The organism is Pseudomonas sp. HTZ2, assembly GCF_033173945.1.
Taxonomy (GTDB): domain Bacteria; phylum Pseudomonadota; class Gammaproteobacteria; order Pseudomonadales; family Pseudomonadaceae; genus Aquipseudomonas; species Aquipseudomonas guariconensis.
Genome location: NZ_CP137332.1, coordinates 502,988 through 524,863 on the forward strand (window position 1 = coordinate 502,988; position 21,876 = coordinate 524,863).

Sequence of the window (21,876 nt, forward strand, 5' to 3'; positions counted from 1 at the left end):
AGCCCCCGCGAGCGGTGACTCCCGCGGGGCTGGCGCTGCGCTCGCTAGGTTACAGGCGGGCGCCGCGTACGCCTTCAGCCAGTGCCGAGCACAGGCTCAGCACATCAGCCACTGCCTGGTCGGCACTCTTGGCTTGGGCGATCTTGTCGACCAGCGCCGAACCGACCACCACGCCTTCGGACAGCTTGGCGATCGCCGCTGCCTGCTCCGGTGTGCGGATGCCGAAACCCACGCTGATGGGCAGGTCGGTGTGGCGGCGCAGGCGAGCGATGGCCTGCTGCACGTGCTCGGTGGTGGCCGAGCCCGCACCGGTCACGCCGGCCACCGAGACGTAGTAGACGAACCCGGAGCTGCGCTCCAGCACCCGCGGCAGGCGGGCGTCATCGGTGGTCGGGGTGGTCAGGCGGATGAAGTCGATGCCTGCGGCCTGGGCCGGGGTGGCCAGCTCGGCGTCGTGCTCAGGCGGCAGGTCGACGATGATCAGGCCATCGACGCCGGCGTCCTTGGCCTCTGCCACGAAGCGCTCCACGCCAAAGCGATGGATCGGGTTGTAGTAGCCCATCAGCACGATTGGCGTGGTCTGGTTGCCGACGCGGAACTCGCGGACCATCTGCAAGGTTTTCGCCAGGGTCTGACCGGCATCCAGGGCGCGCAAGGTCGCCAGCTGGATGGCCACGCCATCGGCCATCGGGTCGGTGAACGGCATGCCCAGCTCGATCACGTCGGCGCCTGCTTCGGGCAGGCCCTTGAGGATGGCCAGGGAAGCGTCATAGCCAGGGTCGCCGGCAGTGATGAAGGTGACCAGCGCAGAGCGGCCTTGGGCCTTCAGCTCGGCGAAGCGGTGTTCAAGACGGCTCATGGCTGTTTCTCCTGGGCGGCCATATGGTTCATCACGGTTTGCATGTCCTTGTCGCCACGTCCGGACAGGCACACGACCATCAGGTGGTCCTTGGGCAGGTTCGGTGCGCGCTTGATCGCTTCGGCCAGAGCATGGGAGCTCTCCAGGGCCGGAATGATGCCTTCCAGGCGGCAGCAGGTGTGGAAGGCGTCGAGGGCTTCATCGTCGGTGATGCTGACGTACTCGACACGTTTCACTTCGTGCAGGTAGGCGTGTTCAGGGCCGATCCCCGGGTAGTCCAGGCCGGCGGAGATCGAGTGGGCATCGGTGATCTGGCCATCCGCGTCCTGCAGCAGGTACGTGCGGTTGCCATGCAGCACGCCCGGGACGCCGCCGTTGAGGCTGGCGGCGTGCTTGTCGGTGTTCACGCCGTGGCCACCGGCTTCGACGCCGATGATTTGCACGCTGGCATCATCGAGGAAGTCGTGGAACAGGCCCATGGCGTTGGAGCCACCGCCGACGCACGCAATCAGGCTATCAGGCAGGCGGCCTTCCTTCTCATGCAACTGGGCGCGGGTTTCCTTGCCGATGATCGATTGGAAATCGCGGACCATCGCCGGGTACGGGTGAGGACCTGCCACGGTGCCGATCAGGTAGAAGGTGTCGTCGACGTTGGTGACCCAGTCGCGCAGGGCCTCGTTCATGGCGTCCTTGAGGGTGCCGGTGCCGGCGGTGACCGGGACGATCTCGGCGCCCAGCAGCTTCATGCGGAACACGTTGGCTTGCTGGCGCTCGATGTCGGTGGCGCCCATGTAGATCACGCAGGGCAGGCCGAAGCGTGCGGCCACGGTGGCGGTGGCGACGCCGTGCATGCCGGCGCCGGTCTCGGCGATCAGGCGTTTCTTGCCCATGCGTTTGGCCAGCAGCACTTGGCCAATGCAGTTGTTCACCTTGTGCGCGCCGGTGTGGTTGAGTTCTTCACGCTTGAAGAAGATTTTCGCGCCGCCGCAGTGTTCGGTCAGGCGCTCAGCGAAGTACAGCGGGTTGGGACGGCCGATGTAGTCGCGCTGGAAGTAGGCCAGTTCCTCGAGGAACTTCGGATCGGCCTTGGCCGCTTCGTATTCGCGGGCCAGGTCCAGGACCAGCGGCACCAGGGTTTCGGCCACGTAGCGGCCGCCGAACGAGCCGAACAGGCCGTTGGCGTCGGGGCCGGCGCGGTATTGGGTCTGGGTCATGGGGCGCTCCATAGGCGATGTGATCAGTGAAATCGTGTGGGCCTGTGCGCAGCTGAACCCGCGAACAGGCCTTTCTCGTCGATGGGCCTACTCTAACCACGACATGGCTGGCTGAAAACCGATAAGATTGCGATAACTTGTCAGAAAATCTCACATATAAAATGCGCCAGGATCTCCCCCCTCTCAATGCCTTGCGGGCCTTCGAGGCCACTGCCCGGCTCAACAGCGTCAGCCAGGCTGCCGAGCAGCTACACGTGACCCACGGCGCCGTCAGCCGACAGATAAAGGTACTCGAGGAGCATCTGGGTGTGGCCTTGTTCGTCAAGGATGGGCGCGGCATCAAACTCACAGATTCCGGGTCACGCCTGCGCGATGCGAGCTTCGATGCCTTCGATCGGCTGCGCACGGTCTGCGCGGAGCTCAGCCGTGATGTCAGCGAGGCGCCGTTCGTGCTGGGGTGTTCTGGCAGTCTGCTGGCGCGCTGGTTCATCCCGCGTTTGGGACGGCTTAAGGCTGACTTGCCGGAGCTGCGGCTGCATTTGTCCGCCGGTGAAGGCGACCTGGACCCCCGGCGCCCCGGACTGGATGCCTTGCTGGTGTATGCCGAGCCGCCGTGGCCTGCGGACATGCAGGTTCATGTGTTGGCCCAGGAGCGCATCGGGCCGGTGGTGAGCCCGCATTTCGCGGGTTTCGAGCGCTTGCGCAGCGCGCCGGCCAAGGCGTTGCTCGAAGAAGCCCTACTGGATACCACCTCGCGCCCACAGGCCTGGCCGACCTGGGCCGAGCAGCAAGGGCTTGACCCGGCCGCGTTGAGGTTCGGCCAAGCCTTCGAGCATTTGTATTACCTGCTGGAGGCCGCAGTGGCCGGTCTGGGGGTGGCCATCGCTCCGCAACCGCTGGTGGCGGATGACCTACGGGCCGGGCGGCTGAGCGCACCTTGGGGCTTCTCGCCTACCCGCGCAGCCTTGGCGCTATGGGTGCCGCGACGCGCCGCGGACGGGCGCGCCGAGCAGTTGGCGCAGTGGCTGCGCAACGAGCTGGACCTTCAAACGACTTAGTTGCGCTTGCACATCAGCCAGGCGGCCAGCAGGCCGAGGGCACCGATGGCGACGCCTGCGGTGGTCCAGGGATGTTCCTGGGCGTAATCGCGGGTGGCGATGCCGGTCTGGCGGGTGCGGGCTTTGACTTCTTCGTAGGCTTCGCCCATCAGTGTTCGCGACTGCCTGAGCGCGTTCTCGGCGTTGCTGCGGATCGCTTTCATGGATTTCTGCGACTCTTCCGAGGCGTCGTGCTTGAGGTGTTCGAGGGTCTTGAGCAGGCTTTCGATCTCCGCCTCCATGCTTTCCAGCGACGCTTTACGCAGCGAGTTGTAGGCCATGATGACTCTCCTTCGCGTGGGTTGGGTTGTAAGGGTTGCGACTGTGCAGCGAAGCGAAAGTGCGATCGAACTTTCGTTTGCCATGCAAGTTCGCAGGTAAAGCGGGCCTGCGCTGCTAGGCTCAAATCTCACACGCCAACAAGGAGAGCGCTCATGTCCGATCATCGCACCTACAAGAAGATCGAGCTGGTCGGGTCCTCGCCCACCAGCATCGAGGACGCGATCAACAATGCCCTGGCTGAAGCCGGCAAGAGCATCAAGCATTTGGAGTGGTTCGAAGTCGTCGATACCCGTGGCCATATCCGCGATAACCAGGTCGCGCACTTCCAGGTCACGCTGAAGGTCGGTTTCCGCATCGCCAACAGCTGAAACAGGCCCAGGCTGGCTTCGCCCGGCCAGATGGGGTAAAGGTTGCAGGGTGCCATTTCGATAATGGCACCCTGTCCTTTTTTGATCTGAACAAGGAAAGCGATCGATGAAGAAACTGATTCTGGCGGTGGGTTTGATGGCGCTGGCAGGCGGGGCATTTGCGGCTGGGAAGCCGTGCGAAGAGCTCAAGGCCGAGATTGCGGCGAAGCTGGATGCCAAGGGCGTGAAAGACTACACGCTGGAGATCGTGAACAAGGGCGAGCCGGCGGGCAAAGTGGTCGGTACCTGCGAAGGCGGTACCAAGGAAATCGTCTATCGACGGGGTTGAGTGAATGAACGCTTCGCGGGTGAACCCGCTACCACGTGCTCTGCGTTGAGGCCTGTGGAAGCGGGTTCACCCGCGAAAAGCACTACTCGGTCTTGAGCGCCTGGGCCAGCAGCTCGTAAGAGCGCAACCGATCCGCATGCTCATACAGGTCGCAGGTGAAGATCAGCTCATCGGCACCGGTCTGCTCCAACAGCACTTCCACCTTGGCCCGCACCTTCTGCGGGCTGCCGATCATCGCCAAGCCCAGGAAACTGCCCACCGCATCGCGTTCGTGGGGCAGCCACAAGCCGTCCATGCTCGGCACCGGTGGTCGCTGCATCAGGCTTTGGCCACGGATCAGCGCGAGGATGCGCTGGTACACGGAGGTGGCCAGATACTCGGCCTGTTCATCGGTGTCGGCCACGACCATCGGCACGCCCAGCATCACGTAGGGCTTGTCGAGCACGGTCGAGGGCTTGAAGTGGTCGCGGTAGATGCGGATCGCCTCATGCATGTAGCGTGGGGCGAAGTGCGAGGCGAAGGCGTAGGGCAGCCCGCGCATGCCGGCCAGCTGGGCGCTGAACAGACTGGAGCCCAACAGCCAGATCGGCACGTCGGTGTCATGGCCGGGCACGGCGATGACCTTCTGGTCCGGCGTGCGAGGGCCCAGATAGCGCGATAGCTCTTCGACATCATCCGGGAAATCATCGGCGCTGCCGGAGCGTTCGCGGCGCAGTGCGCGGGCGGTCATCTGGTCGGAGCCTGGCGCACGGCCAAGGCCCAGGTCGATACGGCCGGGATACAGGCTGGCCAAGGTGCCGAACTGCTCGGCGATGACCAGTGGCGCGTGGTTGGGCAGCATCACGCCGCCAGAGCCGATGCGGATGCTCGAGGTACCGCCGGCCAAGTAGCCGATCAGCACCGCCGTGGCGGAGCTTGCGATGCCATCCATGTTGTGGTGTTCGGCCACCCAGAAGCGGTTGTAGCCCCAGCGTTCGACGTGCTGCGCCAGATCCAGCGAGTTGCGCAGGGACTGGGCCGGGCCGCCGTCGGCGCGCACCGGTACCAGGTCGAGGGTAGAAATCTTCAGGTCACGCAGGTGCGTCATTGGAGCCTCCGCTGAAATTTGGCCAAGGGGCCTTGAAGACTCTGTATGGGCAGTTTCCGGGGTTTCAATGTTGAGCGTCGGATTGTTCTGAACTTGCATAGGGTGCCGTCCTCAGAACCCATAGGTACTCATCCTATGACCAGGAGGCAGCATGAAAAAGACAGCATCGGCGATCTGGCAAGGCGGGCTCAAGGACGGCAAGGGCTCGCTGTCCACCGAGAGTGGGGCGCTCAAGCAGAATCCCTATGGCTTCAACACCCGCTTCGAAGGCTCGCCCGGGACCAACCCGGAGGAGCTGATTGGTGCGGCGCATGCGGGGTGTTTCTCGATGGCCCTGTCGATGATGCTGGGCGAGGCCGGCTTGACCGCAGAACGCATCGACACCATTGCCGAAGTGAGCCTGGACAAGCAGCCGGACGGTTTCGCCATCACCGCCGTGCACCTGATCCTCAAGGCCAAGGTTCCTGGCGCCAGCGAGGCGCAGTTTCAGGAAATCGCCAACAAGGCCAAGGCCGGCTGTCCGGTATCGAAGGTACTGAACGCCACGATCAGCCTGGACGCGAGGTTGGTTGCCTAGGCGCAACAGGGGCGGTTTCCTGTAGTCTAACCAGCGTTGGCAGCTGGTCTGCCTCTTCAGGAGCCGTCCCATGATCCGCGTTGCAACCGCCGTGCTGGTTTCCCTGCTGGCCACGACCGCCCTGGCCGCGCCCAAGCCGTGCGAAGAACTCAAGGCCGAAATCGAAGCGAAGATCCAGGCCGCGGGCGTGACGTCCTACACTTTGGAAATCGTGCCCAATAGCGAGGTCCGCGACCAGAACATGATCGTCGGCAGCTGTGATGGCGGGACCAAGAAAATCATCTACCAGAAAAACGATCGGTAGAAAGGGCCCGCGCTTGCGGGTCACGGAATGCAGAAAACGTTGCTGGGCTCGTCCACCACCACCGTGCGTTTGGCATCGTACAGCAGCACCTGCGGCTGCATTACCGGCGCTCGGGCTTCCAGACGATAGCGTTCACCGGCCTTGAAGTCGTCGTAGCGCACGGTCAGGTAGCAGGTGCGTTCGGTTGGATCGGTCGAGAAGCCGCCTGCGTACACCTCGTAGTCGAAGCGCACCACCAACTCGTGCCTGCCAGGTGTGACCTGGAAGTAGCGGCCATCATCGAGCCGTTTGCCGTCCAGGCGGTCGGCCATGATGGTCCTGCCGGGGGTGATGGTGTAGAGATCGACCCAGGCCTGCTTGGGGTCGACGGGCGGCAAGGGGCTGGCGCAGGCCCCCAGCGCACTGAGGGCGATCAGCATCATGGGCTGGCGCATGGCGAAACTCCCGCTTGCGATTCACAAGCTATAAGCATAGCGCCGACAGGCCCGCACTGTCGCGAAAGTCGTGGTCTTTCAGGTGCGCTGGCAGCCTGCTGGCAAGCCTTGGCTGACGAGTTTTCGCTGCTGGTCGTACAGCTTGATCCAGGGGCGGAAACCGATGCTGCCGGCTTGCAGTTGGTAACGCTGGCCGGCACTGAAATCCTTGAAGGTCAGATTGAGCTGACAGTCACGCCACAAGGGTTCGTCGACCGGGCCGATGTTGCTCGGCTCCACGGCGAACTGGTAGCGCACAGTGAGCTCATGGTTGCCAGGCTGGACTTCGAAATAACGGGTGTCGGCCCAGTCGCGTTCGTCCACCTGCACTGCGTGCAGTGACGTGTTGTCGAAAGGCGCGAGATCGACCCAGGCCTGATTAGGGTCTGGCGCCGGCAACGTGGAGCATCCGGACAGCAGCACGAGCGTGCCGGCGATGACAATCATTGAACGCATGGCGAAACGCCCCCCTGGCGAGATAGTCTTGGACCGCACTGGCCGTGAGCGAGATAGACAGCCTTGATGTTCCGACTTTTTCTTTTACAGCGCTCAAGCCCTGGGCCTCTCGACCGCGTTTTCACCCGTTTGGTTCCCGTCCTTGCAGCCCTCCTGCTGAACGGTTGCAGCAGCCTTGGCTATTACGGACAACTGGCCGAAGGGCAATGGCAGTTGCTGCGCGCACGCCAGCCGGTGCAGCGCCTGCTTGATGACCCCACCACTCCTGCTCCCTTGCGCCAGCGACTGGCGCAGGCCGAGCTGGCCCGGTCGTTCGCCAGCGAGCACCTGAAACTGCCGGACAACCGCAGTTACCGCGTCTACGCCGATCTGGGCCGACCCTATGTGGTCTGGAACGTGTTCGCCACGCCGGAGCTTTCGTTGCAGCCGGTGACCCATTGCTTCCCGATCGCCGGTTGTGTCGCCTACCGCGGCTACTACCGACAAGGCGCGGCCCGGGGGGCGGCGGCACTGATGCGCCAGCAAGGACTGGACACCTATGTGGGGGGCGTCGAAGCGTATTCGACCCTGGGCTGGTTCGACGATCCGATTCTCTCCTCGATGGTCGGCTGGGGCGACGAGCGTCTGGCCGCGGTGATCTTCCACGAGCTGGCGCACCAGCGTTTCTATGTGCAGGACGACACAGAGTTCAACGAGTCTTTTGCCTCGTTCGTCGAGCAGGAAGGATCGCGGCAATGGCGCGCAGCCCGTGGGCTTGCAGCGATTCGGGAGGATTCGCTGCGCCAGCGCGAGCAGTTCATCCAACTGGTGCTGGACAGTCGAGCGCGGCTCGAGGCGATCTACGCAAGCCCACGCAACGAGCCAGCCAAGCGGGCGGCCAAGCAGGCGGAGTTCGCACGGCTGCGCCAGGCCTATCGGCAGGTGCGCGATGAGCAGTGGCAAGGGGACAAACGCTATGACGCCTGGATGTATGGGCCGATGAACAACGCCAAGCTGTTGCCGTTCGGGCTGTATGACCAGTGGGTGCCGGCGTTTGCGGCGTTGTTTAGGCAAGCGGGCGGAGACTGGAGCCGGTTCTACCGGCAGGTCGAGGCGCTGGGGCGGTTGCCGCTCGAAGAGCGCAAGACGCGGTTGGCGCGATTGGCTGCAAGCCGGTGAGTGGGGCCGGCTTGCGCCCTTTGCAGGCTTCTACAAGGGTCACCGCTGCCCTGTAGGAGCCTGCGAACGGGCTGCAACAGCAGCCGCCCCCTGCACTTAATGACCGACGAATGCCTGGTGCATCTGCGCCAGTGTCTCGAAATGAAATGCCGGCGCTTCGGCTGTGAGCTCTTCACGGCTGCCGAAGCCATACCCCACCGCCACCGCCTGCAAGCCGTTGCTGCGCGCACCGATCAGGTCGTGCTTGCGGTCCCCGATCATCAGCGTCTGGGCCGGGTCCAGCCCTTCTTCGTCCAGCAGGTGGCGAATCAGCTCGACCTTGTTGGTGCGGGTGCCATCCAGTTCGCTGCCGTAGATCACCTTGAAGTGGTGGTCGAAGGCAAAGTGCCGGGCGATCTCCCGGGCGAACTCCCAGGGCTTGGAGGTGGCGATGTAAAGCGTGCGGCCTTGGCTGTTGAGGGTTTCGAGCAGTTCTGGCACGCCGTCGAACACCAGGTTCTCGTACAGGCCCGTGACACGGAAGCGCTCACGATAGAAGTTCACCGCCTCCCAGGCTTTGGCTTCGTCGAAGCCATAGAACTGCATGAAGGCTTGCAGTAAAGGTGGGCCGATGAAGTGTTCGAGGCGGGTCCGGTCCGGCTCGTCGATGCCCAGCTTGGCCAGGGCGTACTGGATCGAACGGGTGATGCCCAGGCGTGGGTCGGTCAGGGTGCCGTCGAGGTCGAAGAGAATGTTCTGCTGGTGCATGTACAAAGGGTTCCACTTGAATGCTGCGTGGCGTTGTTCGCGGGTAGACCCGCTCCCACAAGGTCAGTCGTAGGGCTTGTGGCGCGGTTAGTCGCGAAGACGGTCATTCGGGCCGGTCGTAGCCTTCGGCCAGGTGCTGGTCCTTGAGCTTGACGTAATTGGCGGCGCTGTAGGTAAAGAACGCCCGTTCCTTGTCGGTCAGCGGGCGGGCTTGCTTGGCCGGGCTGCCGACGTACAGGTAGCCGCTCTCCAGGCGTTTGCCGGGGGGGACCAGGCTGCCAGCACCGATGATCACTTCGTCCTCTACCACCGCGCCATCCATGATCGTGCAGCCCATGCCGACCAGGATGCGGTTGCCAAGGGTACAGCCATGCAGCATCACTTTGTGACCGATCGTCACATCGTCGCCGATCAGCAGTGGAAAACCGTCAGGGTTGAAGGGGCCGGCGTGGGTAATGTGCAGCACGCTGGCGTCCTGCACGCTGGTGCGTGCGCCGATGCGGATGCGGTGCATGTCGCCGCGAATGACGGTCAGCGGCCAGACCGAGCTGTCCTCGCCGATCTCCACGTCGCCCAGCACCACCGCCGAACGATCGATGAAAACCCTGGGTCCAACTTTCGGAGTGTGTTGTGCAAAGCGTCGGATGGCCATGATAGCGCCCCTCTTGAATGCCGATAGGCGGGCTGCCTGCTGCGGTCGGCGTCGATTGTAATTAAGATGGTCCCGTGTTTCCTCCTGCCAAGGTATCTAAACCGTGAGTGCGAACAACCCGCTTCTGCAGTCCTACGATCTGCCGCCCTTCTCGGCGATCCGTGCCGAACACGTGCTGCCGGCGATCGAGCAGATCCTGGCCGATAACCGAAAAGCCATTGCCCAGATCCTTGAACAGCAAGGCCAGAACCCGACCTGGGCCGGCCTGGTGCTGGCGATGGACGAGCTTAACGACCGCCTGGGCGCCGCCTGGAGCCCGGTCAGCCACCTCAATGCGGTGTGCAACAGCAAGGAACTGCGTGAGGCCTACGAGTCCTGCTTGCCTGCGCTGAGCGCCTATTCCACCGAGCTGGGGCAGAACCGCGCCCTGTTCGAAGCCTATGAAGCCCTGGCCAAGAGCCCCGAAGCCGCGGGCTTTGATGTGGCGCAGAAGACCATCATCGACCACGCCCTGCGGGACTTCCGTCTGTCGGGTATCGACCTGCCGGCCGACAAGCAGCAGCGCTACGCCGAGGTGCAAAGCCGCCTGAGCGAGCTGGGCAGCCGCTTCTCCAACCAATTGCTGGACGCCACCCAGGCCTGGACCAAACACGTCACCGACGAAGCGCAGCTCGCCGGCCTGACCGACTCGGCCAAGGCGCAGATGGCCGCCGCTGCCCAGGCCAAGGGCCTGGACGGTTGGTTGATCACCCTGGAGTTCCCCAGCTACTACGCGGTGATGACCTACGCCAATGACCGCGCCTTGCGCGAAGAACTCTACGCCGCCTACTGCACCCGCGCCTCCGATCAAGGCCCGAACGCCGGCCAGTTCGACAATGGCCCGGTGATGAGCGAAATCCTCGACCTGCGCCAGGAGCTCGCTGAGCTTCTGGGCTACAAGAACTATGCCGAGCTGAGCCTGGCCACCAAGATGGCCGAGTCCAGCGACCAGGTGCTGAGCTTCCTGCGCGATCTGGCCAAACGCAGCAAACCGTTCGCCGCTCAGGATCTGGAGCAGCTCAAGGCCTACGCCGCCGAGCAGGGCTGCCCGGAGCTTTCGAGCTGGGACGCCGGCTATTACGGCGAGAAGCTGCGCGAGCAGCGCTACAGCGTCTCCCAGGAGGCCCTGCGCGCCTACTTCCCGATCGACAGGGTGCTTTCGGGCCTGTTCACCATCGTGCAGCGCCTGTACGGCATCGAGATTGCCGAGCTCAAGGGCTTCGACACCTGGCATCCGGACGTACGCCTGTTCGAGATCAAGGAAAACGGCCAGCACGTGGGCCGCTTCTTCTTCGACCTGTACGCCCGCGCCAACAAGCGTGGCGGTGCCTGGATGGACGGCGCTCGCGACCGTCGCCGTACTGCCGCCGGCAGCCTGCAGAGCCCGGTGGCGAACCTGGTGTGCAACTTTACCCCGGCCGCGCCTGGCAAGCCGGCGCTGTTGACCCACGACGAAGTCACCACCCTGTTCCATGAGTTCGGCCATGGCCTGCACCACCTGCTCACCCGCATCGAGCATGCGGGCGTCTCCGGCATCAATGGTGTGGCCTGGGATGCCGTGGAGCTGCCGAGCCAGTTCATGGAGAACTGGTGCTGGGAGCCTGAAGGCCTGGCGCTGATCTCCGGCCACTACGAGACCGGCGAGCCTCTGCCTCAGGACCTGCTGGACAAGATGCTGGCGGCCAAGAACTTCCAGTCGGGCATGATGATGGTGCGTCAGCTGGAGTTTTCGCTGTTCGACTTCGAACTGCACGCCAACCATGGCGATGGGCGCAGCGTGCTGCAGGTGCTCGAAGGTGTGCGCGACGAGGTGTCGGTGATGCGCCCGCCGGCGTACAACCGCTTCCCGAACAGCTTCGCCCACATCTTCGCGGGTGGTTACGCGGCCGGTTATTACAGCTACAAGTGGGCAGAAGTGCTTTCGGCGGATGCCTTCTCGCGCTTCGAGGAAGAAGGCGTGTTCAATGCCGAGACCGGCCGTGCCTTCCGCGAAGCAATCCTGGCCCGTGGCGGCTCCCGCGAGCCGATGGTGCTGTTCGTCGACTTCCGTGGCCGCGAGCCCTCCATCGATGCGCTGCTGCGCCATAGTGGCCTGACCGAGGATGCGGCGGCATGAGCGAGGTTCCTGTGAGCAAAACCAAGAAGCGCTTCATCGCCGGGGCGGTCTGCCCGGCGTGCAGCGAGCCCGACAAGCTGATGATGTGGAATGAAGACGGTGTGCCGCACCGCGAGTGCGTAGCCTGCGGTTTCACCGACACCCTGAACGAGCAGGGCCTGTCGGTGCCGACCGAGCTGGGCACCCGGGTCAACCACTTGGCGCCCAAGGCCGCGCCGGCCAAGGTGCAGACCGTGCAGTTCTTCCCCAATCCTAAGCTGAAGAAACCGGCCGAATGAGGCCGTCGCACCGCTGGGCCAAGGCCCGGTGGTGCGTGCCTGCCCAGGCAGGTGGTAGTTATGCAGCCACCTGCGCAGGGCCTTGCGTTCCATGCTCGCGTTGATCATCAACCGAGCAGGAACCTCCCATGCAAGCCCGCAATCCCCTACTGAACGACAATCGTGCGCCCATCGATTACGACAGCGTGACGCTCGAGCATGTTAAGTCGGCCCTCGACACCGTGGCCGGAGCCTATGAAACCGGTCTGTCGCAAGTGCTGGAAGGTCAGCAAAAACAGCCCAGCTGGGATGGGTTGGTGTTGGCGATGGACAACGTCATAGCCGATCTGCAGGCGACCGTCTTTGCGACCCTGCCCCTGGCCAACAAAGGTGAGGCCTGGCATACCGCGTTTGGCGAAGGCTATCGTCGAGCGCAGCGCCTGTTCATGGAAAACCGCAGAAACAAGCCCCTGCACGCCCTCTATCAACGCCTGGCCACGGATGAGTCCAGCCTGGATGTCTATGAAAAGGCCACGCTGCGCAGGATCCTTCTGGAGTACCGCTTGGCCGGTGTACATCTGGATGCGCAGCAAAACGCCACGTTGGCGCAGCTGGAAGATGACATTAACGAACAGATCGGGGGCTTCTATCAGACGCCCGATGAAACGAGTGAACGATCGAGTATTCAGATCGAGGATGAGGCGCGCCTGCAAGGGGTGCCCCAGCGCTTGCGCGACCTGATGGCCCGGCAAGCCAAGGATGCCGGCCTGGAGGGCTGGCAGATTCTCTGCAATGAACGCAACGCCAAGGCCATTCTCGAATTCGCCGATGATCGGCGTCTGCGCGAGGCTGTCTATACGGCCTACCACTCCCGGGGTGTTCATTCGGATGAACAGCAAGACAATGGCAACCGCCTGCAGCAGCTGGCGCTTCTGCGGGAGCAGAAAGGGCAACTGATCGGAAACACCAGCTACGCGCAGCTGATCTTGCAGGGCAAGGCCGCAGGCAGCGTCGAGCCTGTTCATCAGTTGCTCCAGACGCTGGCGCAGAAGCTGCGGCCCGCCATGCTCAAAGCGCGCACCGCGCTTCAGGGCCTGGCTGCGCAGCATGATTTGGATGCAGTCCAACCATGGGACGTCCGGTACCTGCGAGCCCGCAAGCAGGCCATGAGCAATGAAGCGCTGCGCGGCTACTTCACGCTGGACAAGGTGGTGCACGCCTTGGTCGATCTGGCCGAGCGGGTCTTCGACCTGACGCTTGCGCCCTGCTCTGTCTCGGCGTGGCATCCCAGCGTGCGCAGCTTCACCGTGCACCAGGAAGGCGTGGAAGTCGGCATGCTGTATCTGGATGTCCTGATGCACCCAGGCAAGCAAGACGGAGCTCACACTATTGCCGTGCGCCATCGGCGTCGGGACGAACAGGGCCGGACGCATGGCGCTTCGGTAATGGTGGTCAGCGACGGCGAGCCAGGCTTGGGGGGCGAGCCAGCCCTGCTCGATCATCTGGCCCTGCGCAAACTGTTCCACGAGTTCGGCCACGGGCTGCACATCCTGCTGATGCCCGCCACCAACCATTTGCTGTCCGATCCAAACCGGGCAGGCTCGGATAGCCAGGAGTTCTTCGGCAAATTTCTTGAGCGTTGGCTGTGGAACGCGCAGTACCTGGCGGACATCTCCAGCCATTACCTGACCGGTGAGCCGCTCACGCTGGCGCAGGCTCAGGCGGCCCTGGCCAACCTGCGCGAGGCGCAGTTGGAGAAGTGCGCCTTCGACGTGAGCATGGCGCTGTTCGATCTGGAGCTGCACAGCTCGCCCGGCGACGGCAAGTCCATCCAGCAGCGCCTGTCTGAATGCCGCGAACGTTGCGGCTGCTGGCCTCTGGCGAGCTTCGAGAAGCCGGCGCACGCGTTCGACTATCTGGTGGCCGGTTACGAGGCGGGTTATTACAGCTACGTCTGGGGCGAAGCACATGCCATCGACGTATTCACCCACTTCGAAAAATGGGGGTTGTTCGACAACAGGGCGGGTAAGCGCTTCCGGGCGGCATTCGCCAACTGGGCCAATGCCAAGCCGATGCCCGAAGGATGCGAGGAGTTTCTGGGACGACCTATGCAGATCGAGGCACTGTTGGACTGGTACGGTCTCGAATGAGGCGCACTGGCTGACGTAAGGCGCTAGAACGGATGATCATCCAGATGTACTGTACATGGATACAGTGATTTGGAGCCTGCGATGTATTCCCCAGCGCCGCAAAAAGGTCGAGGCACGACCCACAATCCACTCAATCGTTTTTCTCCCAGCCATTCGACTGTGGAAGACGATGGCTGGTACCAGGACGTGCCGGCGACCCAAGGCACCGAGATCCGCATCGAGACCGCCAAGACCATCATCACCCGCAACACCTCGCCCGATCTGCCCTTCGACCGCTCGATCAACCCCTACCGGGGTTGCGAGCATGGCTGCATTTACTGCTACGCCCGACCCAGCCATGCCTACTGGGACCTCTCCCCTGGCCTGGATTTCGAGACCAAGCTGATCGCCAAGACCAACGCCGCCGAGGTGCTCGAGCAACAGCTGAGCAAGCCAGGCTATGTCTGCGCCCCCATCAACCTGGGTTCGAACACCGACCCCTATCAACCCATCGAACGGGAGCAGCAATTGACCCGGCGGCTGCTTCAGGTGCTGCTGCGCTATCGCCATCCGGTGACCATCGTCACCAAGGGAGCATTGGTGCTGCGTGACCTTGACCTGCTGGCCGAGCTGGCCAGCCAGCGCCTGGCGCGGGTGATGATCAGCCTTACCACGCTCGACGACACGCTCAAGCGCATCCTCGAGCCGAGAGCGGCGGCGCCCAAGGCACGTCTGCGGGCGATCCGCGTCCTGCGTGAGGCCGGGGTGCCGGTGGGGGTGCTGTGCTCGCCGATGATTCCCATGGTCAACGACAGCGAGCTGGAACATCTGCTGGAGGCGGCGAAGGATGCCGGCGCCCAGAGCGCGGCCTACATGATGTTGCGCCTGCCGTTGGAGGTGGCGCCGTTGTTCGAGCAGTGGCTGCAGGATCACTACCCGCAACGTGCCGCCCACGTATTGAGCCTGATTCGCCAGAGCCGCGGGGGCGAGCTGTACGACAGCCGGTTCGGGACGCGCATGCGTGGCGAGGGGGTGTTCGCTGAATTACTGGCGCAGCGGTTTCGCAAGGCGGCAAAGCGGCTGGGGTTCGAGGGGCGCGAGGCGCAGGCGCTCGATTGCACGGCCTTTTGCCCACCGGGTGGGCAGATGGCGTTGTTTTGAGGTGCGGTCCCATGGCCATCCTCAGCCTGGCTCATGCAAGCTGAGATTTTTATTCAGGAGTAGTGGCGATTGATATTTTTTTGCTACTATCGACGTCCCGCCTCATGAAGCTAGAACGCCCGTTCTAGAGCCTCCGAATTCAGTTTCGGTTAAGTTTTCTCCCGTAGCGTAAGTCGACAAGAGATTGTGATTTATCGCCTGTGCGTGTCATCTAACGCCCTGCATAGCCAGAATCTTTCCCCGGTAAAATGGACCTTACCTACAACCGCCAAGAGGATGAATCATGCCCGTCAAGGACCCAAACAAGGTCGTCCCGGCTGCACCTGCCGAAAGCGCCGATGCTGCCCTGAAGCATATCGTCGACGGCTTCCTGCGTTTTCACCATGATGTCTTCCCCGAGCAGCAAGAGCTGTTCAAGAAGCTCGCCACCGCGCAGAAGCCACGCGCGATGTTCATCACTTGTGCCGACTCACGCATCGTTCCGGAGCTGATCACTCAAAGCTCGCCGGGCGATCTGTTCGTGACCCGTAACGTCGGCAACGTCGTTCCGCCTTATGGTCAAATGAACGGTGGTGTTTCCACCGCCATCGAATACGCCGTGATGGCCCTGGGCGTGCACCACATCATTGTCTGTGGTCATTCCGACTGCGGCGCCATGCGTGCGGTGCTCAACCCCAACTCGCTGGAGAAGATGCCCACGGTCAAGGCCTGGCTGCGGCATGCCGAAGTGGCCCGTACCGTGGTCGAGGACAACTGCTCCTGCGGCAGCGAGCACGAAAGCATGCAGGTGCTGACCAAGGAAAACGTCATCGCCCAGTTGCATCACCTGCGCACCCATCCTTCGGTCGCCTCGCGCCTGGCAGCCGGCCAGCTGTTCATCCATGGCTGGGTCTACGACATCGAGACCAGCCAGATCGAAGCCTACGACGCCGCTTCCGACAGCTTCCTGCCGCTCACTGCCGGTGAGCCAATCCCCTGCGCTACACCGAGAGGCCGCTACTAAGCGACCCGAACACCTGCGTTGTTCTTGATAGCCGGTCGCACCCCTGCGGGGTGTGGCCTGGCTGTCGGCTGCCTTGAATTTCCCTGACTGACCTGCCGGCTTGCTGGCGGCCCGCGCCTGCGCGCGTGTCAGGGTTCCCCGTGCCTGCGGCCTTGGAGTGGCCGCCAAACTTGAGAAAGGAGCTTCATGGTGAACAAGACACAGATCAAAGCGGCATTGCCGCGAGAGTTGTTGGCCTCTGTGGTGGTCTTCCTGGTGGCGCTGCCCCTGTGCATGGGCATCGCGATCGCTTCTGGCATGCCGCCTGCCAAGGGCCTGATCACCGGCATCATCGGCGGCATCGTAGTGGGCTTTTTGGCCGGCTCGCCCCTGCAGGTCAGTGGGCCGGCGGCAGGCCTGGCGGTGCTGGTGTTCGAGCTGGTGCGCCAGCATGGCATGGCCATGCTGGGGCCTATCCTGTTGCTGGCGGGGCTGTTGCAGTTGGTGGCAGGACGCCTGCGCCTGGGCTGCTGGTTCCGGGTCACGGCGCCTGCGGTGGTGTATGGGATGCTCGCGGGTATCGGTGTGCTGATCGTGCTGTCCCAAGTGCACGTGATGTTCGACAGCGCGCCACAGCCCTCGGGTGTGGAAAACCTGCTGGGCTTCCCGGCAACACTGGCCTCGGCGCTGCCCTTGGAGCGCGCGGGCAATGGCTGGCAGGCCGGTGCCCTAGGCCTGGGCACCATTGCTTTGATGTGGGCATGGGAACGGTGGCGGCCGCAGCGCCTGCGCTTTGTACCTGGCGCGCTGTTGGGCGTCGCGGCGATGACCGCTGTCAGCCTGTGGCTGGCCCTGCCGGTGAACCGGGTGCAGGTGCCGGCGGATTTGTCCGAAGCCATCGACTGGCTGCGCCCGGATGATCTGCTCAAGCTGGCCGACCCTTCCCTGCTGGTCGCGGCCTTCGCACTGGCCTTCATCGCCAGTGCCGAAACCCTGCTGTCCGCCGCTGCGGTGGACCGCATGCACAGCGGCCAGCGCTCGGACTTCGATCGGGAACTGTCGGCGCAGGGGCTGGGCAACATGTTGTGCGGCGTGCTCGGTGCGCTGCCGATGACCGGGGTCATCGTGCGCAGCTCGGCCAATGTCCAGGCCGGTGCGCAGACCCGCTGGTCGGCGATTTTCCATGGCCTGTGGCTGCTGGCCTTCGTGGTGGCGCTTAGCAGTGTGCTGCAGCAGATCCCGGTGGCCAGCCTGGCGGGTGTGCTGGTGTACACCGGTATCAAACTGGTGGACTTCAAGGCATTCCGGGGGCTGGGCCGCTATGGCCGCATGCCGATGTTCACCTATGCCGCGACGGCGCTGGCGATCATCTTCACTGACTTGCTGACTGGCGTGCTGCTGGGCTTTGCCCTGACCCTGCTCAAGCTGGCGCTCAAGGCGGCGCGGCTGAAGATCGGCCTGGTCACCCTGGCGCAACCCGGGCACATGGAGCTGCGCCTGAGCGGCGCGGCGACGTTCCTCAAAGTACCGGCGCTGACCCAGGTGCTGGAGCGCGTGCCGCAAGGGACCACGCTGCACGTGCCGTTGGGCAACCTGAGCTATATCGACCACTCCTGCCTTGAACTGCTCGAAGACTGGGGGCGCAGCAATGCGGCCAAGGGGTCTCGCTTGGTGATCGAGCAGCGCAGGCTCAAGCGGCGTATCGAGGGGCGCCTGCGCACGACGGCGGGTGTTGGGGCCTGACACAAAAGGGGCCGCTTTGCGGCCCGTTCGCGGGTAAACCCGCCCATGCGTCAGGTGGATCAGACCGGCTGGCCGAGCTCCACGCCCAGCTGGCGGGACAGGCAGGGCCAGCGCTTCCAGGCCGCGCCGGTTTCGGGGCTGCAGAGTTTCTCCCGGTAAGTCTCGACCGACTCCACGGCAAAACTCTCGTCGTCGAGCATTTCGTCCACCGAGTGGTGCACCACTTCATCCAACTGGTTGGCGAAGGTTTCGCCGATCAACTGATGGGCGATCAGGTTGGCCACGGTGGTGTCCACCGGGATCAGCGGCTGCTGGAAGTGACGGATGTACAGGTCATTGACCTCTTCGACCAGGCGATGGGCCAGGTAGGCTTCGTCCAGCAGGCAATCCAGGCCGACATGGCCTTGCATGACGCTGGGCGGTTGCAGGAAGTAGGCTTCGGCGATTTTCAGCACCGGCTTGATTTGCGACTCGATCCCGGCTTCGCGGGCCACCTCATGGGCGGCCTCCAGCAGTTCCGGAACCTGATCGATGTAGGCGCTGACGAAGCGCGCCAGAGTACCCTGGGCATCCTGCTCAGGCAGTTGGATCGATGGATGCAGATGCGGCAGTTGTTGTTCCAGGCGCTGTTTCAGTTGGCCGGTCTGGCCCTCGTGTTGGTGGGCGTGGGTGATCTGCTCGCGGACAGCAGCGATGTTCATGACAACTCCAGGGACAAGGCGTTACAAACGGAAGACACTAAGTTAGCTCGCTTACCAGAATGCCTAAGACGCATTTGTTATAACCCCGAGGCACGTCTGCCTGCGTGGTTATATCAATATGCCACCATTTTGCTCTATCCCTGTAACTGCAAGCCTTTCAAGCGATTACGTCAATCGGTGAAGTTGTTTTCATGACCTTCGTTGCGTGCCATTGGTCGCTGTCTATACTCGGGTTGAACGTGATTCGTTGATGAGGCCCGACTGCCATTTGCAGGGGCTCGGTCGTCGAAGCCAGGCAGTCTTGGCCGCCATCCCCTCCTTAGCCGTACGGTCGTCCACGCCTCCGGGACAACAAGAACGATAAGGGGAACCCGCAATGATGCGACATCCACATGTCTGGATGGGCCTCCTGTTGTGGTTGGTGTTTGGCCAGGCACAAGCCGCCTGGACCGTGAACATGGCACCGGGGGCGACGGAAGTTTCCAACGCCGTGTTCGACCTGCACATGACCATTTTCTGGATCTGCGTGGTCATCGGCATCGTGGTGTTCGGCGCGATGTTCTGGTCGATGGTCATCCACCGCCGCTCCACCGGCCAGGAGCCTGCGCATTTCCACGAGCACACCTGGGTCGAGATCCTCTGGACCGTCGTTCCCTTCCTGATTCTCGTGGCCATGGCCATCCCGGCCACCAAGACCCTGATCGACATCTATGACGCCAGCGAGTCGGACCTCGACATCCAGGTCACCGGCTACCAATGGAAGTGGCACTACAAGTACCTAGGCCAGGACGTAGAGTTCTTCAGCAACTTGGCCACGCCCACTGACCAGATCCACAACAAGGCGCCCAAGGACGAGCATTACCTGCTGGAAGTCGACCAGCCGCTGGTGCTGCCGGTCGGGGCCAAGGTGCGGTTCCTGGTGACTGCCGCCGACGTCATCCACTCCTGGTGGGTGCCGGCCTTCGCGGTCAAGCGTGACGCCATTCCGGGCTTCGTCAACGAGGCCTGGACGCGCATCGAGAAACCCGGCATCTACCGCGGCCAGTGCACCGAACTGTGCGGCAAGGACCATGGCTTCATGCCGGTGGTGGTCGAGGTCAAGTCCAAGGCCGACTACGACGCCTGGCTGGGCGAGCGAAAAGCCGAGGCTGCCAAGCTCAAGGAGCTGACCAGCAAGGAGTGGACGCTTGAGGAATTGGTCGAGCGCGGCGACAAGGTCTACCACACCACCTGCGTGTCCTGTCACCAGGCCGAGGGCCAAGGCCTGCCGCCGATGTTCCCAGCGCTCAAGGGCTCGAAGGTCGCCACAGGGCCTAAGGAAGAACACCTGAACATTGTGTTCCACGGCCGTCCCGGTACCGCCATGGCTGCGTTCGGCAAGCAACTTTCGGAAGTCGACATCGCCGCCGTGGTGACCTACGAGCGCAACGCCTGGGGCAACAACAAAGGTGACATGGTCACGCCGAAAGACGTGCTGGCGCTCAAGCAGGCAGACGCGCAATGAACCGGGTAACTCGCGGCAATCAATGGATTGCAGGAGACAGGACATGAGTGCAGTGATCGACGACCACGCCCACGGCCATGACCACGCCCACGGCCCGGCCAAGGGCCTGATGCGCTGGGTGCTGACCACCAACCACAAGGACATCGGCACGATGTACCTGTGGTTCGCCTTTACCATGTTCCTGCTCGGTGGCTCCTTTGCCATGGTGATCCGCGCGGAGCTGTTCCAGCCGGGGCTGCAGATCGTGGAACCGGCGTTCTTCAACCAGATGACCACCATGCACGGCCTGATCATGGTGTTCGGCGCGGTGATGCCGGCCTTCGTCGGCCTGGCCAACTGGATGATTCCGCTGATGATCGGCGCGCCGGACATGGCCTTGCCGCGGATGAACAACTTCAGCTTCTGGCTGTTGCCAGCGGCCTTCCTGCTGCTGGTCTCGACCCTGTTCAGCCCAGGCGGAGGCCCCAACTTCGGCTGGACTTTCTATGCCCCGCTGTCCACCACCTACGCGCCGGCCAGCGTGACGTTCTTCATCTTCGCCATCCACCTGATGGGGATCAGCTCGATCATGGGCGCGATCAACGTGATCGCCACCATCCTCAACTTGCGTGCCCCGGGCATGACGCTCATGAAGATGCCGCTGTTCGTCTGGACCTGGCTGATCACCGCTTTCCTGCTGATAGCGGTGATGCCGGTGCTGGCTGGCGTGGTAACCATGATGCTGATGGACATCCACTTCGGCACAAGCTTCTTCAGCGCTGCCGGCGGGGGCGACCCGGTGTTGTTCCAGCACGTGTTCTGGTTCTTCGGGCATCCTGAGGTGTACATCATGATCCTGCCGGCCTTCGGTGCGGTCAGCTCGATCATTCCGGCCTTTTCGCGCAAGCCGCTGTTCGGCTACACCTCGATGGTCTATGCCACTGGCGCGATCGCCTTCCTGTCGTTCATTGTTTGGGCCCACCACATGTTTGTGGTCGGAATTCCGGTGGTTGGCGAGCTGTTCTTCATGTACGCCACCATGCTCATCGCCGTGCCCACGGGGGTGAAGGTGTTCAACTGGGTCAGCACCATGTGGCAGGGTGCACTGACCTTCGAGGCGCCGATGCTGTTCGCCATCGCGTTCGTCATCCTGTTCACCATCGGTGGGTTCTCCGGGCTGATGCTGGCCATCGCCCCGGCGGACTTCCAGTATCACGACACCTACTTCGTCGTGGCCCACTTCCACTACGTGCTGGTGCCGGGGGCGATCTTCGGCATCTTCGCCTCGGCCTACTACTGGCTGCCGAAATGGACCGGACACATGTACGACGAAACCCTGGCCAAGCTGCATTTCTGGCTTTCGTTCGTGGGCATGAACCTGGCCTTCTTCCCGATGCACTTCGTGGGGCTGGCCGGCATGCCTCGGCGTATTCCGGATTACAACCTGCAGTTCGCCGACTTCAACATGGTGTCGTCGATCGGGGCCTTCACCTTCGGTGCCACGCAGATCCTGTTCCTGTTCATCGTCATCAAGTGCATCCGCGGCGGCGCGCCGGCACCGGCCAAGCCTTGGGATGGCGCCGATGGCCTGGAGTGGACGGTGCCTTCGCCGGCGCCTTACCACACCTTCCAGACACCACCGGATGTGAAGTGAGGCGCCGGG

Annotated in this window: 23 protein-coding genes; 14 read left to right on the forward strand and 9 right to left on the reverse strand. The window is 63.1% G+C overall.

Annotation, left to right across the window (positions count from 1 at the left end; translation table 11 throughout):
• Nucleotides 1–49: 49 nt before the first annotated feature.
• Both trpA and trpB read right to left on the reverse strand, forming a co-directional pair.
• Nucleotides 50–859, reverse strand: a complete 810-nt coding sequence (trpA, locus tag R6G97_RS02335) for a tryptophan synthase subunit alpha (RefSeq protein ID WP_043207627.1) — start codon at nt 857–859, stop codon at nt 50–52.
• Nucleotides 856–2,073 carry a tryptophan synthase subunit beta gene (trpB, locus tag R6G97_RS02340; RefSeq protein ID WP_317847749.1) on the reverse strand — a complete coding sequence of 406 codons (1,218 nt, stop codon included), beginning with the start codon at nt 2,071–2,073 and terminating at the stop codon, nt 856–858. The genes trpA and trpB overlap by 4 nt, the downstream gene beginning before the upstream one ends.
• 161 nt (nt 2,074–2,234) lie before the next feature.
• On the opposite strand from trpB, the gene R6G97_RS02345 reads away from it, so the two are divergent.
• Nucleotides 2,235–3,131 carry a LysR family transcriptional regulator gene (locus tag R6G97_RS02345; protein ID WP_317847750.1) on the forward strand — a complete coding sequence of 299 codons (897 nt, stop codon included), beginning with the start codon at nt 2,235–2,237 and terminating at the stop codon, nt 3,129–3,131.
• On the opposite strand, the gene R6G97_RS02350 is transcribed toward R6G97_RS02345, so the two are convergent.
• A complete protein-coding gene (locus R6G97_RS02350) occupies nt 3,128–3,451 on the reverse strand; it encodes a DUF883 family protein (protein ID WP_043207633.1) in 324 nt (107 codons plus the stop codon). The two genes, R6G97_RS02345 and R6G97_RS02350, sit on opposite strands and share 4 nt — an antisense overlap.
• Before the next feature lie 153 nt (nt 3,452–3,604).
• Between R6G97_RS02350 and R6G97_RS02355 the strand changes: the two genes are divergently transcribed.
• On the forward strand, nt 3,605–3,820 hold the full coding sequence (locus tag R6G97_RS02355) for a dodecin (protein ID WP_043207635.1): 216 nt from the start codon (nt 3,605–3,607) through the stop codon (nt 3,818–3,820).
• Nucleotides 3,821–3,926: 106 nt separating this feature from the next.
• Nucleotides 3,927–4,148 carry a DUF1161 domain-containing protein gene (locus R6G97_RS02360; RefSeq protein ID WP_043207638.1) on the forward strand — a complete coding sequence of 74 codons (222 nt, stop codon included), beginning with the start codon at nt 3,927–3,929 and terminating at the stop codon, nt 4,146–4,148.
• A gap of 82 nt (nt 4,149–4,230) precedes the next feature.
• Here R6G97_RS02360 and R6G97_RS02365 read toward each other — a convergent pair whose 3' ends face one another.
• Nucleotides 4,231–5,235, reverse strand: coding sequence for an LLM class flavin-dependent oxidoreductase (locus R6G97_RS02365; protein ID WP_070575681.1), 1,005 nt, complete (start codon nt 5,233–5,235; stop codon nt 4,231–4,233).
• A gap of 151 nt (nt 5,236–5,386) precedes the next feature.
• Here R6G97_RS02365 and R6G97_RS02370 point away from each other — a divergent pair, with 151 nt between their 5' ends.
• A complete protein-coding gene (locus tag R6G97_RS02370; RefSeq protein ID WP_043207643.1) occupies nt 5,387–5,812 on the forward strand; it encodes an OsmC family protein in 426 nt (141 codons plus the stop codon).
• Nucleotides 5,813–5,882: 70 nt separating this feature from the next.
• Complete coding sequence (locus tag R6G97_RS02375) at nt 5,883–6,116, forward strand: DUF1161 domain-containing protein (RefSeq protein ID WP_043207645.1); 234 nt, start codon at nt 5,883–5,885, stop codon at nt 6,114–6,116.
• Between the two features lie 20 nt (nt 6,117–6,136).
• Here R6G97_RS02375 and R6G97_RS02380 read toward each other — a convergent pair whose 3' ends face one another.
• Nucleotides 6,137–6,550: a PA0061/PA0062 family lipoprotein gene (locus tag R6G97_RS02380; RefSeq protein ID WP_043207647.1), complete on the reverse strand. Its 414-nt coding sequence runs from the start codon at nt 6,548–6,550 to the stop codon at nt 6,137–6,139.
• A gap of 78 nt (nt 6,551–6,628) precedes the next feature.
• Entirely contained in the window at nt 6,629–7,045 is a 417-nt protein-coding gene (locus R6G97_RS02385) for a PA0061/PA0062 family lipoprotein (protein WP_043207649.1), read from the reverse strand.
• Between the two features lie 66 nt (nt 7,046–7,111).
• Here R6G97_RS02385 and R6G97_RS02390 point away from each other — a divergent pair, with 66 nt between their 5' ends.
• A complete protein-coding gene (locus R6G97_RS02390) occupies nt 7,112–8,203 on the forward strand; it encodes an aminopeptidase (protein WP_102082102.1) in 1,092 nt (363 codons plus the stop codon).
• Between the two features lie 96 nt (nt 8,204–8,299).
• Here the strand turns inward: R6G97_RS02390 and R6G97_RS02395 are convergent, their stop codons facing one another.
• The gene (locus R6G97_RS02395) at nt 8,300–8,950 is read right to left on the reverse strand and encodes an HAD family hydrolase (RefSeq protein WP_317847751.1); all 651 of its coding nucleotides are present in this window, start codon (nt 8,948–8,950) and stop codon (nt 8,300–8,302) included.
• Nucleotides 8,951–9,053: 103 nt separating this feature from the next.
• Nucleotides 9,054–9,602 (reverse strand): gamma carbonic anhydrase family protein, encoded by a 549-nt coding sequence (locus R6G97_RS02400; RefSeq protein ID WP_043207659.1) that lies wholly within the window; start codon nt 9,600–9,602, stop codon nt 9,054–9,056.
• Nucleotides 9,603–9,705: 103 nt separating this feature from the next.
• On the opposite strand from R6G97_RS02400, the gene prlC reads away from it, so the two are divergent.
• From prlC to R6G97_RS02430, 6 genes are all read left to right on the forward strand, one after another.
• Nucleotides 9,706–11,757, forward strand: coding sequence for an oligopeptidase A (gene prlC, locus R6G97_RS02405; RefSeq protein WP_043207661.1), 2,052 nt, complete (start codon nt 9,706–9,708; stop codon nt 11,755–11,757).
• On the forward strand, nt 11,754–12,035 hold the full coding sequence (locus R6G97_RS02410; RefSeq protein ID WP_043207663.1) for a YheV family putative zinc ribbon protein: 282 nt from the start codon (nt 11,754–11,756) through the stop codon (nt 12,033–12,035). The genes prlC and R6G97_RS02410 overlap by 4 nt, the downstream gene beginning before the upstream one ends.
• Before the next feature lie 128 nt (nt 12,036–12,163).
• Entirely contained in the window at nt 12,164–14,164 is a 2,001-nt protein-coding gene (locus tag R6G97_RS02415) for a M3 family metallopeptidase (protein WP_317847752.1), read from the forward strand.
• An 81-nt stretch (nt 14,165–14,245) separates the two neighbouring features.
• Nucleotides 14,246–15,304 (forward strand): PA0069 family radical SAM protein, encoded by a 1,059-nt coding sequence (locus tag R6G97_RS02420; RefSeq protein WP_043207668.1) that lies wholly within the window; start codon nt 14,246–14,248, stop codon nt 15,302–15,304.
• A 283-nt stretch (nt 15,305–15,587) separates the two neighbouring features.
• A complete protein-coding gene (locus R6G97_RS02425) occupies nt 15,588–16,307 on the forward strand; it encodes a carbonic anhydrase (protein ID WP_043207671.1) in 720 nt (239 codons plus the stop codon).
• A gap of 186 nt (nt 16,308–16,493) precedes the next feature.
• Nucleotides 16,494–18,029, forward strand: a complete 1,536-nt coding sequence (locus R6G97_RS02430; protein WP_178113798.1) for a SulP family inorganic anion transporter — start codon at nt 16,494–16,496, stop codon at nt 18,027–18,029.
• 59 nt (nt 18,030–18,088) lie between these two features.
• On the opposite strand, the gene R6G97_RS02435 is transcribed toward R6G97_RS02430, so the two are convergent.
• The gene (locus R6G97_RS02435; protein ID WP_043207674.1) at nt 18,089–18,730 is read right to left on the reverse strand and encodes a hypothetical protein; all 642 of its coding nucleotides are present in this window, start codon (nt 18,728–18,730) and stop codon (nt 18,089–18,091) included.
• Between the two features lie 376 nt (nt 18,731–19,106).
• Here R6G97_RS02435 and coxB point away from each other — a divergent pair, with 376 nt between their 5' ends.
• Together coxB and ctaD are read left to right on the forward strand one after the other, a co-directional pair.
• The gene (gene coxB / locus R6G97_RS02440) at nt 19,107–20,234 is read left to right on the forward strand and encodes a cytochrome c oxidase subunit II (RefSeq protein WP_043207676.1); all 1,128 of its coding nucleotides are present in this window, start codon (nt 19,107–19,109) and stop codon (nt 20,232–20,234) included.
• A gap of 43 nt (nt 20,235–20,277) precedes the next feature.
• Complete coding sequence (gene ctaD / locus R6G97_RS02445; protein WP_043207679.1) at nt 20,278–21,867, forward strand: cytochrome c oxidase subunit I; 1,590 nt, start codon at nt 20,278–20,280, stop codon at nt 21,865–21,867.
• The last annotated feature ends 9 nt before the right edge of the window (nt 21,868–21,876 follow it).

Coding starts and splice junctions, on each gene's coding strand:
- R6G97_RS02370 (WP_043207643.1), top strand. CDS start 5,387: ATGAAAAAGACAGCATCGGCGATCTGGCAAGGCGGGCTCAAGGACGGC.
- coxB (WP_043207676.1), top strand. CDS start 19,107: ATGATGCGACATCCACATGTCTGGATGGGCCTCCTGTTGTGGTTGGTG.
- R6G97_RS02380 (WP_043207647.1), bottom strand. CDS start 6,550: ATGCGCCAGCCCATGATGCTGATCGCCCTCAGTGCGCTGGGGGCCTGC.
- R6G97_RS02410 (WP_043207663.1), top strand. CDS start 11,754: ATGAGCGAGGTTCCTGTGAGCAAAACCAAGAAGCGCTTCATCGCCGGG.
- R6G97_RS02435 (WP_043207674.1), bottom strand. CDS start 18,730: ATGAACATCGCTGCTGTCCGCGAGCAGATCACCCACGCCCACCAACAC.
- R6G97_RS02400 (WP_043207659.1), bottom strand. CDS start 9,602: ATGGCCATCCGACGCTTTGCACAACACACTCCGAAAGTTGGACCCAGG.
- R6G97_RS02360 (WP_043207638.1), top strand. CDS start 3,927: ATGAAGAAACTGATTCTGGCGGTGGGTTTGATGGCGCTGGCAGGCGGG.
- R6G97_RS02355 (WP_043207635.1), top strand. CDS start 3,605: ATGTCCGATCATCGCACCTACAAGAAGATCGAGCTGGTCGGGTCCTCG.
- R6G97_RS02425 (WP_043207671.1), top strand. CDS start 15,588: ATGCCCGTCAAGGACCCAAACAAGGTCGTCCCGGCTGCACCTGCCGAA.
- R6G97_RS02420 (WP_043207668.1), top strand. CDS start 14,246: ATGTATTCCCCAGCGCCGCAAAAAGGTCGAGGCACGACCCACAATCCA.
- trpA (WP_043207627.1), bottom strand. CDS start 859: ATGAGCCGTCTTGAACACCGCTTCGCCGAGCTGAAGGCCCAAGGCCGC.
- R6G97_RS02365 (WP_070575681.1), bottom strand. CDS start 5,235: ATGACGCACCTGCGTGACCTGAAGATTTCTACCCTCGACCTGGTACCG.
- R6G97_RS02415 (WP_317847752.1), top strand. CDS start 12,164: ATGCAAGCCCGCAATCCCCTACTGAACGACAATCGTGCGCCCATCGAT.
- R6G97_RS02390 (WP_102082102.1), top strand. CDS start 7,112: ATGTTCCGACTTTTTCTTTTACAGCGCTCAAGCCCTGGGCCTCTCGAC.
- ctaD (WP_043207679.1), top strand. CDS start 20,278: ATGAGTGCAGTGATCGACGACCACGCCCACGGCCATGACCACGCCCAC.
- R6G97_RS02430 (WP_178113798.1), top strand. CDS start 16,494: ATGGTGAACAAGACACAGATCAAAGCGGCATTGCCGCGAGAGTTGTTG.
- R6G97_RS02350 (WP_043207633.1), bottom strand. CDS start 3,451: ATGGCCTACAACTCGCTGCGTAAAGCGTCGCTGGAAAGCATGGAGGCG.
- trpB (WP_317847749.1), bottom strand. CDS start 2,073: ATGACCCAGACCCAATACCGCGCCGGCCCCGACGCCAACGGCCTGTTC.
- R6G97_RS02385 (WP_043207649.1), bottom strand. CDS start 7,045: ATGCGTTCAATGATTGTCATCGCCGGCACGCTCGTGCTGCTGTCCGGA.
- R6G97_RS02395 (WP_317847751.1), bottom strand. CDS start 8,950: ATGCACCAGCAGAACATTCTCTTCGACCTCGACGGCACCCTGACCGAC.
- R6G97_RS02345 (WP_317847750.1), top strand. CDS start 2,235: ATGCGCCAGGATCTCCCCCCTCTCAATGCCTTGCGGGCCTTCGAGGCC.
- R6G97_RS02375 (WP_043207645.1), top strand. CDS start 5,883: ATGATCCGCGTTGCAACCGCCGTGCTGGTTTCCCTGCTGGCCACGACC.